Below are 11,494 nucleotides of genomic sequence, written 5' to 3'. Positions count from 1 at the left end.
GGGGATCGCCAGTTTCATACGATGCGGGCGGCGCGCAGCCCCGTGAATAACTGAGATGAAACGTTTCTATTTCATTGGCTTTCTGGTGCTCATGGCCTTCGACACGCTGGCCCAGCTGAGCTTCAAGCAGGCCGGCAATGCGGCGCTGCCGCTGGAGTTCTCGGTGGACTGGCTGGCGCGCGTGTTCGGCCAGCCCTGGATCTATGGCGCCTTCGTGGGCTACATCGGCGCCTTTTTCTCGTGGATGACCTTGCTCAAGCGCGCGCCCATCGGCCCGGCCTTTGCGGCATCGCACCTGGAGATTCTTTCCGTGCTGGCGCTGTCGTACTGGCTGTTCGACGAGCGCATAGGCATGCCCCAGATCATCGGCTGCCTGTTCATCGTGGCCGGCATCGCCTGCCTGGCGGTCAGCGAGACGCAGGAGGCCGAGGGGCCCGGCGCAGACGACGACACGCCGGGCCATGCGGGCGGCAATCCGGGCGCGGGCTCGGCCAGCGCGGGCGCCGCGCATCTGGCGGCATCGGCCGAGCACGGCACGCGCCATGGCTGAACGCATGCTGCCGCCCACGGCAGGCCTGCCGCTGCGCGCGGCCGACCTGCTGCCCTGGGGCGACGCGGACCTGGCGACGGCGCTGGCACAGTGGCTGGGCGTGCCCGCCGTGCAGCTTGAATGCTCTGGCACCTCGGCGCTGATGGTGGCGCTGCAGACCCTGCGCCGCCTGGCGCCGGGCCGCAGCGAAGTCATCGCCCCCGCCTATACCTGCCCGCTGGTGGCCCTGGCCGTGGCGCACTGCGGCCTGCAACTGCGCCTGTGCGATCTGCATCCCGACACGCTGGACATGGACCCCACGCGCCTGCGCGCCCTGTGCAGCGAACGCACCCTGGCCGTGCTGCCCACGCATCTGTGCGGCCGCGTGGCCGACGTGGCCACGGCCGTGGACTGCGCGCGCGCCGTGGGCGCCTGGGTGGTGGAGGACGCGGCCCAGGCCCTGGGCGCACGCCTGCGCGGCGAGCCCGTGGGCTGGCAGGGCGATGTGGGCTTCTACAGCCTGGCCGTGGGCAAGGGCCTGACCACCTTCGAGGGCGGCGTGCTGCTGGCGCGCGACCCCGCGCTGCGCGAGGCACTGCGCGAGACACATGCAGCCAGCGTGCGCCAGGACCGGGGCTGGGAGTTGCGCCGCAGCCTGGAGCTGCTGGGCTATGCGGCGCTGTACCGCCCCGCCGGGCTGGACCTGGCCTATGGCCGCCCCCTGCGCGATGCGCTGTCGCGCAGCGACTGGGTGCAGGCCGCCGGCGATGATTTCGACGACGCCATTGCCCGCCATGAACTGGGCACCTGGCGCCGCCGCGTGGGCCGGCGCGCACTGGCGCGGCTGGCGGACTTCCAGCAGCAACTGCAGCGCCAGGCGCGTGAGCGCGGCGCCTGGCTGTCGGCCATCGATGGCATCGAGGTGGTGGGCGACACCGTGCCGGGCGCGCAAGGCGTCTGGCCCGTGCTGCTGCTGCGCCTGCGCGATGCCGCCACGCGCGATGCGCTGCTGCGCGCGCAATGGGGGCGGGGCTGGGGTTTGTCGCTGCCCTTCGTGCATGTGCTGCCCGACTATGGCCGCTACGACCATGTGCTGGGCCTGGCACGCCAGGACGTGGTGGACCAGGGGCGCGACTGGGCGCAGCGCCTGGTGGCCGTGGGCAACAGCCTGTGGTTCGACGACGCGCGCTTTGGCGATCTGGTCCAGGTGCTGGAAAGCGCCACGAAGCAGGCCGCCGCCTGACCTCGCAGCCCCGGTCGCCGCAGCCCCGGTGGGGCCTCAGCCGGCCTGCTGCAGACGCTCCACCAGGCGCTCGTTGAACGCATGCTGGCCCAGTTGCCAGGTGGCCAGCGTCTGCGCGCCGATCTGCGTGTCCTGGCCGTCACCCGCGCTCATCCAGCGCTTCCACCAGGTCGCGTAGCGCCAGGAAGACACATCGCCCGTGATGTCGCTGCCCACGATCTGGCCGGACAGCGCGCCAATGATGTCCATGGCTTCGCTCTCCAGCATGCGGCCCTGGTCCCAGTTGGTGCGCACCACCTCGGGCGCGAACACGTCCTTGTCGATGCTCAGGTAGGTGGGCTGGGCCTGCTCGCGCAGCATGCGCGCCAGCGTGCGCGACAGCTCGGCCACGCTGGCAAAGCTGCGAAAGGCCGAGTCCACGCCCAGGCGGCGCGCCCAGCCCGTGTCCACGCCCGCGCTCCAGTAGCTCAGGCGGCCGGCGCGCAGCGGCGTGAGGTAGTTCTCCCAGGCGTGCGCGCGGCCAATGTCGCCGGAGGTGATGCCGGCCACGTGCACATGCGAGACGGCCGGATGCAGGGCCACGCGGCGCACCCAGGAGCCGCAGTGCACGCCCCAGGGAAAGCGCATGTTGTCGGGGTGGTTGTCCAGCACGACCACGCGCAGCGGCCGGCCTGAGGACAGGGCCCGCGCCGCGATGCAGCGCTCGATCAGCGGCCAGCTCAGATGGTGGAAGTCGCCGCTGCCCATGAGGGCCGTGCCATGCGCGGCGGGCAGCTGTGCATCGAGCGCCGCGCGGAACCGCGCGAAGCGCCGCAGGCCGCAGCCGAAGCGCACCTGCTCCTGCCAGTGCTGCAGCGGCAGGCGCAGCTCGCCGGGCAAGGAACCCACCGAGCCATCCACATCCAGCACGACCGGCTGGGCATTCAGTTCTGTTCGCTCCATTGGCGATCGCTTTCGAAGTGGCCGGCAAAGCGCCGGCCCAGTGCGCGCAGCAGCGGGTTGCGGATGAAGACCGCATGCTGCGTGAAGGTGAAGCTGGCGCCCAGCTGGGCCTTGACCTCGGGATCGGTCCAGCCGGCCACGTAGTGGCTCAGGCCGCGTTCGATGGCGTATTCGAGGTTGACCATCCAGCTCACGAAGTAGAGGTTGGCCTCGCGTGCGGCCGGGTAGGACAGGCCGATGTACTTGTCGATCAGCTTGCCGCCGTGCTCGAAGCACAGGTTCCAGCCCAGCAGCGCGCCGGGCGCGCCGTCGTCCTGCAGCGCGCGGTACTCGAAGACGAGGCCGCCGTTGCCTGCATCGCGCAGCACGGCCGCGAAGAAATCGCGCGTGAGCCTGTCGAAGTGGATCTCGCTTTGCGCATACACCGCATCGAACAGCGCGTAGTAGGCATCGACGCAGGCGTCATCGGCAAAGGCCGCGCCCGTGGGAATGCGCTGCACCTGCAGCTGCGCGCGGCTTTTGAGCTTGCGGCGCAGGTTCTGGCGGCGGCTCCTGGACAGGCGCGCAAGGTACTCGTCCAGGCTGGAGAAGTCGATGGGCACATGTGCCAGGGCCTGGCCTTCGACCAGGATGAAGCCCGCATCGGCCAGGGCCTGCGCCAGCGCCCGTGCATGGGCGTTGTCGGCGTCCGGCAGCAGCGGGGAATCCTGGGGCAGGTCCTTGACGATGGTCAGCATGCGCCGGCCTGCGCGCGCACGCAGCGCGGCAGCCTGCTGGGCGGCAGGGATGCCCATGGGCAGCACGGCGTACTCGCTGACCGTGGTGCCCACGAAATCGGTGGACAGGCGCAGCCGGCGCGACAGCCAGTCGCCACCGGGCAACGACAAAAGACGCGCCTTGAGCGCGTCGTCCGCCGTGGTCAGAAGATCGAAGGGCGCCGTGAAGGCCGGCGCCGGCCAGTCCTGCAGCAGTGCGAAGCCCTCGGGAGGATGGGCTGCGAACTGCGCGAGCAGGCCTGGGGGTTCGAGCTGGTTGTGCAGGCGCTCTGCGGGCATCGCGCCTTCAGGCCGCCTTGGCTTTCGTGAGCAACTGGTCCAGCAGGACCATGGCCTCGTCGATCTCGGGGCGCGAGATCATCAGCGAGGGCGCGAAGGTGATCACGTTCTTGTAGTAGCCGCCCACGTCCAGCACCAGGCCGCGCTTGCTGCCCTTGTATTCCAGGCCGCCTTCGAGTCCGATGTCCACCATCTTGTCCAGCAGCGCCTTGTTGGGCGTGAAGCCGTCCTCGGTGCAGATCTCGGCGCGCAGCGCCAGGCCCAGGCCGTCCACATCGCCGATTTCCTTGTGGCGCTTTTGCAGCTCCTTGAGGCCTTCGAGGAAGTAGGCGCCCGATTCGCGCACCTGGCGGCCGAAGTCCATCTCGTGGGTCATCTTCATGACTTCCAGGCCCAGGGCCGTGCCCAGCGGGTTGGAGGCGAAGGTGGAGTGCGTCGATCCCGGCGGGAAGATGGTGGGGTTGATCAGCTCCTCGCGCGCCCACAGGCCCGACAGGGCGTTGAGGCCGTTGGTCAGCGCCTTGGCGAAGACCAGCACGTCGGGCTTGACGCCGAAGTTCTCCACCGACCACAGCGTGCCGGTGCGCCAGAAGCCCATCTGGATTTCATCGACCACCATCAGCACGCCGTGGTCGTCCAGCACCTTCTTGAGGCCCTTGAAGAAGTTGGGCGGCGGCACGACGTAGCCGCCCGTGCCCTGGATGGGCTCCACGTAGAAGGCTGCGTACTCGCACTGGTTGGTCTTGGGGTCCCAGATGGCGTGGTATTCGTTCTCGAACTTGCGCGCGAATTCCCGGACGATGGAGTCCGCGTATTCCTCCGACGTCATGCCCTTGGGGCGGCGGAACGGGTAGGGGAAGGGGATGAACTGCGCGCGGTCGCCGAAGTGGCCGTAGCGGCGGCGGTAGCGGTAGCTGGAGGTGATGCTGGAGGCGCCCAGCGTGCGGCCGTGGTAGCCGCCCTCGAAGGCGAACATCAGGCTCTTGCCGCCGCTGGCATTGCGCACGACCTTGAGCGAGTCCTCGATGGCCTGGGCGCCGCCCACGTTGAAGTGCACGCGGCCGGCATGGCCCCACTTGCGCTCCGCATCCTGGGCGATGAACTTGGCCAGCTCGATCTTGGTGGGGTGCAGGTACTGGCTGGCGACCTGGGGCAGGGTCTGCAGCTGCTCGATCATCTTCTGCTCGAGGCGCTTGTTCTTGTAGCCGAAGTTCACGGCCGAATACCACATCTGCAGATCGAGGTAGGGCGTGCCGGCCTCGTCGTACATGTAGCTGCCTTCGCAGCCCGAAAAGATCTTGGGGGGATTGACGTAGTGGACGGTATCCCCGAACGAGCAGTACTTGGCTTCGTCGGCCAGGAGTTGGGCGTTATTGGTCACAGCAAAGGGCTCCAGATATTCAGCCGCCGCAGTGTGAGCGGGCAATCTTGCTGCGCTGTCGAGTCTTTGTGTGGGGTTTGTGGAGGAGGTCCGCGCGGGACCGTGATCTGTCCCTGTGACGTAAATGATACAAAACAAATGATAATCATTATCAATTGGTGGGAGAATCGCGGAAAGCCAGCAGGAAGAAATCACACCCGGGGGGAATCAATGGTCTCGCAAGAGCACTCCGCGAAGAGGTCGGCAGCTAGCCAGCAACCCTCGTTCCCCGATTCCTGCCATGGCTCCATCTTCACGCTCCTGCGCCCCTGTCTCCCTTTTCTGGAATCCCTGCGCTGCGCCGGCCTTGCGGCCCAGCCTGCTGGCCGTGGCCGTGCAGGCCGCCGTGATCGGCCTGGCCACGTCCGGCGCCTGGGCCCAGCCCCGGCCTCAGGCCCTGGACGATGAGGCCCGGCTGATGGCGCAGGCTCCCACCAAGGCACTGGCCCAGGTCGAGGTGGTCGACACGGCCGAGCCCGCGCAGCGAACCCCGGGCGCCTCCACCACCGTCAGCGGCCCGGCGCTGGAGCAGGCCGGCAGCATGGCCGACGTGGTGCGCTACCAGCCCCTGGTCTCCGCGCCGGGCACGGCCTCGGGCACCAGCCGCAACCGCAGCAGCTTCGACCGCTCGGGCACCACGGGCTACAACATCCGCGGCATCGAGGGCAACCGCATCGGCATGGATGTGGACGGCGTCGAGATGCCCGACGCCACCACGCGCCCCTATGTGAGCCGTGTCGGCGCCAACACCTTCGGCGTGGGCCGTGACTTCATCGACCCCGAGATGTTCTCGGCCGTGGACATCCACTCCGGCACCACCACGGCGCGGCGCGCGGCCGGTGGCATCGGCGGCTCGGTGGGCTTTCGCACCAAGTCCGCCGAGGACTACCTGGTGGGTGGCAAGACCTCCTACCTGGGCGGCAAGATCGGCCACGACACGGCCGACCGCTCCTGGAACGAGAGCTTCACGGCCGCTGGCCGCTCGGGCGACCTCGACGGCCTGATCGCCTACTCGCGCCGCGACGGCCACGAGACGCGCAACCACAGCGCCATCGTCAACAGCTATCCCGACGACTGGAACTCCAACGCGCTGCTGCTCAAGGGCGGCCTGCGCATCAACCCGGCCCACCGCCTGGTGCTGTCGGCCGACCTGTACCGCCGCAAGAACGACACCTCCTTCCACGGCTGGGACACCACCAACACCAGCATCACCGAAAGCTCGCGCCAGAACAGCGACACCAGCCGCAACACGCTGCAGCTGCAGCACCTGTGGACCCCGGCCGGCGCCTGGGTGGACCAGCTGGACACGCGGCTGTACTTCCAGAACACGGACACCAACGACGTCACCGACACCACCACGCTGGCCACGGGCGCCAAGGTGCACAACGTCTCCGGCAATGAGACGCGCACCTGGGGTTTCTCGAGCACGGGCGACAAGCGCATCGACCGCCACCGCCTGAGCTTTGGCGTCAATGCATCGACCCAGGACACGGAGCGGCCGTGGAACGTTTTCGCTACCGGCACGCCCGTTATGAAGCCCCAGCCCGACACCACCACCCGCCGCTACGGCGCCTTCCTGCAGGACGAGATCAGCTTCCAGGCCGGCGGCCGCCGCCTGGCGCTGATTCCCGCGCTGCGCGTGGACCGCGTGGAGATCAAGACACGCGACCTGGACAACTTCGTCTCGGGCGTGCTCACGGCCGCCGATGTGAAAAAGATTTACGGTGGCACGCGCGGCAACACCATCCTCAGCCCCAGCCTGGCCCTGGTCTATGACCTCACGCCCACGTTCAGCGCCTATGCCCAGTTCAAGCGCAGCGGGCGCGCGCCCTCGGCCGGCGAGATCTTCGGCTCGTGGAACATGGCCAGCAACTACCACGCGGCAGGCCAGTACGCCCTGGTGGGCAACCCCAACCTGAAGGAGGAAAGCAGCAATGCCTTCGACTTCGGCCTCAAGGGTTCGCCCACGCCGGGCGTGACCTTCAACAGCTCGGTCTTCTATACCAGGTACTCCGACTTCATCGCCTACACGCGCTACCTGCGCGCGGGCCGTCCCGACCTGTTCGTCAACGTGCCCGCCCACATCGGCACCATCTACCAGGCCGAGAACCGCGACAGCGCAAAGATCTACGGCTTCGAGGCCAGCGCGCGCCTGGACCACGGCCAGTGGATGCCCGCCGCCAGGGGCCTGTACTCCACCTGGGCGCTGGGCATCAGCCGCGGCACCTCCAAGTCCTACTACGCAGGCGACAAGGATGTGCCGCTGGACAGCGTGCTGCCGCGCAAGGCCATCGTGGGCGTGGGCTATGACGCACCGGCCCGGCAATGGGGCCTGAACCTGACCGGCACCTTCGTCGCGGGCAAGCAGGCCGTGGCCACCAACCGCGACAGCTACCTGAACGCGGGCACCGGCCTGACCGACTCGACCACCGAGCTGTTCCGCGTGCCCGGCCATGCCATCTTCGACCTGGCCGGCTACTGGCAGGTCGCAAAGAACGTGCGCCTGAACGCAGGCATCTACAACCTGGGCGACAAGCGCTACTGGGACTATTCCAGCACCCGCAGCCTGCAGCCCGGCGTGGCGCGCGACCGCCGCGACATCGAGCTGCTGAGCAACCCGGGCCGCACCTTCGCCGTGTCCATGAACGTTGCGTTCTGAGCACCCTGCGCACCATGCCATTGCATCCACGCCACCTTCACTTGCCGCGTGGCGCGGATCCGAGGAGTTTCTCCAGGGGCCGGCCGGCCTTCCCTACAGCGGCGGTGTCGGCCGGAAAGCCTCCACCACCATCGCAGCCGCCGCTGTATCTGCCTACTTCAGGAGTCGTTTCATGATCGAGTTCTCTCTGTCCCACCGCATGCTGGCCGCTGCCGGCCTGGCGGCCCTGCTCACCGCCTGCGCATCGCCCACGGCACCGTCCGCCAGCGGCCCGGCCCAGCCTGCGGGCGGGCATGGCCAGTCTGCCTTCATGGGCAGCTACGACGCCAACCGTGATGGCGTGGTCACGCGCCAGGAGTACGACACCGTGCGCAAGCAGCGCTTCCTGGCCGGCGACACCAATGGCGACGGCTGGCTCAGCGAGAAGGAGTACGTGGACGAGTTCGAGGCCCGCCTCAAGCAGCAGTACGCGGGCCGCCAGCCCGACGAGCGCTATGCCCAGTCCATGAAGCAGGCCCATGTGCGCTTCGGCATCGTGGACAGGAACCGCGACGGCAAATACACCGTGGAAGAAGACATGGCCATCGCCGAACGCAGCTTCAAGGAAGCCGACGTCAATGCCGATGGCGTCGTGGACAAGAACGACGTCAAGAAGCCCTGAGCGGACATGGCCAAAACCCCATCCAAGCGATTGGCCTGGTGGCTGCCGCTGCTGTCGGCCGTGTGCATCTCCGCCCAGGCCCACACGCCCTACCTGCTGCCCACCAGCTTCGAGGCCCAGCCCCGGGCCGTCATCAGCGTGGACGCCAGCTTCGCCGACAAGTTCTTCATCCCCGAAGTGGCTTTTGGCGAAACGCGCTTCGCCGTGACGGCGCCCGACGGCTCGGTCACGCCCATGGCCGATGTGCGCCAGTTCAAGACCCGCACCGTGGCCGAGCACCAACTGCCCGACGAGAAGGGCACCTACCGCGTGAGCACCGGCCCGCGCCTGGGCGCCATCTTCCGTTCGTGGGAGCGCAACGGCAAGGTCGAGACCGCGCGTGATCCCGCCACGCCCACGCCGGCCGATGCCAGGCTGCTGAGCCACTACCAGTCGCTGTCGGTCTCCGAGACCTACATCACGGTGGGCAAGCCCAGCCGGGCCGCGCTCGCGCCCTCAGGCAAGGGCCTGGAGATCGTGCCCGTCACGCATCCGGCCGACCTGTTCGCGGGCGAGAAGTTCGACTTCACCGTGCAATACGACGGCAAGCCGCTGGCCGCGCAGAAGGTGGAAATCTTCCGCTCGGCCATGGACCTGGCGAGCCAGCACAGCGTGGACGCGCTGACCACCGATGGCCAGGGCCGCATCTCCTACGCCCTGCCCAAGTCCGGCATCTACCTGGCCCTGGTGCGCTACCGCGCCGACGCCCCCGCCGGCGCCGCCGCGCCGCAGTACGGCAACAACTACACGCTGACGTTCAGGGTGCTGGCGCAGTAAGGGGTTCCGGCTTCACGAAAAAGGCCTGCCGCCATGGAGGTGCAGGCCTTTTCTCATGGTGAAGCCCAGCCCCAGGCGATGTGCATGAGGGCTATGCGCCTCAACCCGTGGCCACCACCCGCAGCACCTCGGCGCCATAGGCGTCCAGCTTCTTGGCGCCCATGCCGCTGATGCCCTGCAGGTCGTCCAGCGAGGCCGGGTTGCGCTCGGCAATGGCGGCCAGCGTGGCGTCGTGGAAGATCACGTAGGCCGGCAGGTTGTGCTCGCGCGCGACTTCGGCGCGCCAGGCCTTGAGGTTGATGAAGCGCACCTGGGCATCAGGCCCCAGGCTGGCGGCGGCCGCGTTGGGCTGGGTGGCGCGCTTGGAGGTGCGCGTGCGCGGCGCTGCGACGGCCTCGCGCAGCTGCACCTGGACATTGCCGCGCAGCACTTCGCGCGAGCCTTCGGCCAGGCACAGGGTGTCGAAGCTGTGGCCGCTGTTCTCGCTGGTGATCTTGTGCAGGCCCAGGGCGCCGGTGGCCAGCAGCTGGCGCATCACGCCGCGCAGCTGGGGCTCGCTGTAGTCCTTGCCCAGGCCGAAGGTGGAGATCTTCTCGTGCCCGTACTGGCGCACCTTCTCGGTGTCCTTGCCGCGCAGCACGTCCATGATGTGGCCCGCGCCAAAGGTCAGCTGGCTGGCCTCGTGCACGCGGTAGATGGTGGACAGCAGCTTGCGCGCGGCGTCCGTTCCGTCCCACAGGGCCGGGGGCTCCAGGCAGTTGTCGCAGTTGCCGCAGGCGGTCTTTGCCACGCGCTGCAGCGGCCGGCCTTCAATGTCCGTCTCTGCGTCTTCTCCCGGTGCGCCCAGGCCGTACTGCTCGCCGAAGTAGGCCAGCAGCCGCACGCGGCGGCAGTCCGTGGCCTCGGCCAGGCCCAGCAGGGCATCGAGCTTGCCGCGCATGACCTGCTTGAAGGTGTCCTCGGCCGGGCTTTCGTCGATCATGCGGCGCTGGTTGACCACGTCGGACAGGCCGTAGGCCATCCAGGCATCGGCGGGCAGCCCGTCGCGGCCTGCGCGGCCGGTTTCCTGGTAGTAGCCCTCGATGTTCTTGGGCATGTCCACGTGGGCCACGAAGCGCACATCGGGCTTGTTGATGCCCATGCCGAAGGCGATGGTGGCGACGATGACGATGCCGTCCTCGCGCAGGAAACGGTCCTGGTGCAGCTGGCGCGTCTCGAAGGGCAGGCCCGCGTGGTAGGGCAGGGCGGGCACGCCGGCCTGGCTCAGCGTCTGGGCCAGCTCCTCCACGCGCTTGCGCGACTGGCAATAGACCACGCCGGCCTCGCCCTCGTGCTCGCGCTCGATGAAGCGCAGCAGCTGGTTGCTGACGTCCTTCTTCTCGGCGATGCGGTAGCGGATGTTGGGGCGGTCGAAGCTGCTGACGAAGTGCCGCGCGCTCTCCAGCTGCAGCCGCTCGACGATGTCGGCGCGCGTCAGCGCGTCGGCCGTGGCCGTGAGCGCAATGCGCGGCACGCCCGCATAGCGTTCGTGCAGCACGCTCAGCGCGCGGTATTCGGGCCGGAAGTCATGGCCCCACTGGCTCACGCAGTGCGCCTCGTCGATGGCGAACAGCGACAGCTTGCCCTGGGCATGCAGGTCGTCGAGCAGGCCCAGGAAGCGCGGCGTGTTCAGGCGCTCGGGCGCGGCATACAGCAGGGTGATGTCGCCGCTTTGCAGGCGCCATTCGACTTCCTGCGTCTCGTCATAGGACAGCGTGGAGTTCAGGTAGGCGGCGCTCACGCCGGCCTCGTGCAGCGCGCCCACCTGGTCGTGCATGAGCGCGATCAGCGGCGACACCACCACCGCCACGCCGTGGCCCTGCTGCTGGCGCACGATGGCCGGCACCTGGTAGCACAGGCTCTTGCCGCCACCCGTGGGCATGAGCACCAGCGCATCGCCGCCGGCGACCACGTGCGAGACGATGGCCTCCTGCGGACCGCGGAATTGTTCGTAGCCGAACACGGCTTGCAGGACGGAATGCGCGGCGGACAACGGAGGCTTCTTTCGGCAGGGGCGGCTGGCGCGGGAGGGGGCGGGATGCGGGCGCTTCCCGCAACAAATGCGCTGCGGCCCGAAGGCCGCAACAGCCGCCATTTTGCGCCCCCTCGCAAGGTCCAGGGAAGACCTGG

General features: G+C 68.5%; 9 protein-coding genes. 5 read left to right on the top strand and 4 right to left on the bottom strand.

Going from position 1 to position 11,494, the window contains the following annotated elements; genetic code table 11:
• Nucleotides 1–55 precede the first annotated feature (55 nt).
• Complete coding sequence (locus tag DTS01S_RS07465; protein ID WP_016447366.1) at nucleotides 56–550, top strand: DMT family transporter; 495 nt, start codon at nucleotides 56–58, stop codon at nucleotides 548–550.
• Nucleotides 543–1,772: a DegT/DnrJ/EryC1/StrS family aminotransferase gene (locus tag DTS01S_RS07460; RefSeq protein ID WP_061287505.1), complete on the top strand. Its 1,230-nt coding sequence runs from the start codon at nucleotides 543–545 to the stop codon at nucleotides 1,770–1,772. Before DTS01S_RS07465 ends, DTS01S_RS07460 begins: the two co-directional genes overlap by 8 nt.
• 36 nt (nucleotides 1,773–1,808) lie before the next feature.
• Here the strand turns inward: DTS01S_RS07460 and DTS01S_RS07455 are convergent, their stop codons facing one another.
• The 3 genes from DTS01S_RS07455 to DTS01S_RS07445 are packed head-to-tail and all read right to left on the bottom strand — an operon-like array spanning nucleotide 1,809 to nucleotide 5,150.
• The gene (locus DTS01S_RS07455) at nucleotides 1,809–2,714 is read right to left on the bottom strand and encodes an arginase family protein (protein WP_016447368.1); all 906 of its coding nucleotides are present in this window, start codon (nucleotides 2,712–2,714) and stop codon (nucleotides 1,809–1,811) included.
• On the bottom strand, nucleotides 2,696–3,769 hold the full coding sequence (locus tag DTS01S_RS07450; protein ID WP_061287504.1) for a GNAT family N-acetyltransferase: 1,074 nt from the start codon (nucleotides 3,767–3,769) through the stop codon (nucleotides 2,696–2,698). The genes DTS01S_RS07455 and DTS01S_RS07450 overlap by 19 nt, the downstream gene beginning before the upstream one ends.
• Before the next feature lie 7 nt (nucleotides 3,770–3,776).
• Entirely contained in the window at nucleotides 3,777–5,150 is a 1,374-nt protein-coding gene (locus tag DTS01S_RS07445; protein ID WP_016452231.1) for an aspartate aminotransferase family protein, read from the bottom strand.
• A gap of 280 nt (nucleotides 5,151–5,430) precedes the next feature.
• Here DTS01S_RS07445 and DTS01S_RS07440 point away from each other — a divergent pair, with 280 nt between their 5' ends.
• The 3 genes from DTS01S_RS07440 to DTS01S_RS07430 all read left to right on the top strand — a co-directional run bounded on the left by DTS01S_RS07440 (nucleotide 5,431) and on the right by DTS01S_RS07430 (nucleotide 9,325).
• Nucleotides 5,431–7,848: a TonB-dependent hemoglobin/transferrin/lactoferrin family receptor gene (locus DTS01S_RS07440; RefSeq protein WP_026062453.1), complete on the top strand. Its 2,418-nt coding sequence runs from the start codon at nucleotides 5,431–5,433 to the stop codon at nucleotides 7,846–7,848.
• Nucleotides 7,849–8,020: 172 nt separating this feature from the next.
• Complete coding sequence (locus DTS01S_RS07435; protein WP_012202078.1) at nucleotides 8,021–8,509, top strand: EF-hand domain-containing protein; 489 nt, start codon at nucleotides 8,021–8,023, stop codon at nucleotides 8,507–8,509.
• 6 nt (nucleotides 8,510–8,515) lie between these two features.
• Complete coding sequence (locus DTS01S_RS07430) at nucleotides 8,516–9,325, top strand: DUF4198 domain-containing protein (protein WP_026062452.1); 810 nt, start codon at nucleotides 8,516–8,518, stop codon at nucleotides 9,323–9,325.
• Between the two features lie 100 nt (nucleotides 9,326–9,425).
• Here the strand turns inward: DTS01S_RS07430 and DTS01S_RS07425 are convergent, their stop codons facing one another.
• Nucleotides 9,426–11,357 carry a RecQ family ATP-dependent DNA helicase gene (locus tag DTS01S_RS07425; RefSeq protein ID WP_017405658.1) on the bottom strand — a complete coding sequence of 644 codons (1,932 nt, stop codon included), beginning with the start codon at nucleotides 11,355–11,357 and terminating at the stop codon, nucleotides 9,426–9,428.
• Between the last annotated feature and the right edge of the window lie 137 nt (nucleotides 11,358–11,494).

This window comes from Delftia tsuruhatensis NBRC 16741, from assembly GCF_001571325.1.
GTDB classification, from domain to species: domain Bacteria; phylum Pseudomonadota; class Gammaproteobacteria; order Burkholderiales; family Burkholderiaceae_C; genus Comamonas; species Comamonas tsuruhatensis.
Note: the sequence above shows the minus strand (reverse complement) of the source record. Positions and strands in the feature narration are given on the sequence as shown.

Bases quoted from the DNA above. Each gene is read 5' to 3' on its own strand.
- DTS01S_RS07465 (WP_016447366.1), top strand. From the start codon at position 56: ATGAAACGTTTCTATTTCATTGGCTTTCTGGTGCTCATGGCCTTCGAC.
- DTS01S_RS07460 (WP_061287505.1), top strand. From the start codon at position 543: ATGGCTGAACGCATGCTGCCGCCCACGGCAGGCCTGCCGCTGCGCGCG.
- DTS01S_RS07455 (WP_016447368.1), bottom strand. From the start codon at position 2,714: ATGGAGCGAACAGAACTGAATGCCCAGCCGGTCGTGCTGGATGTGGAT.
- DTS01S_RS07450 (WP_061287504.1), bottom strand. From the start codon at position 3,769: ATGCCCGCAGAGCGCCTGCACAACCAGCTCGAACCCCCAGGCCTGCTC.
- DTS01S_RS07440 (WP_026062453.1), top strand. From the start codon at position 5,431: ATGGCTCCATCTTCACGCTCCTGCGCCCCTGTCTCCCTTTTCTGGAAT.
- DTS01S_RS07435 (WP_012202078.1), top strand. From the start codon at position 8,021: ATGATCGAGTTCTCTCTGTCCCACCGCATGCTGGCCGCTGCCGGCCTG.
- DTS01S_RS07430 (WP_026062452.1), top strand. From the start codon at position 8,516: ATGGCCAAAACCCCATCCAAGCGATTGGCCTGGTGGCTGCCGCTGCTG.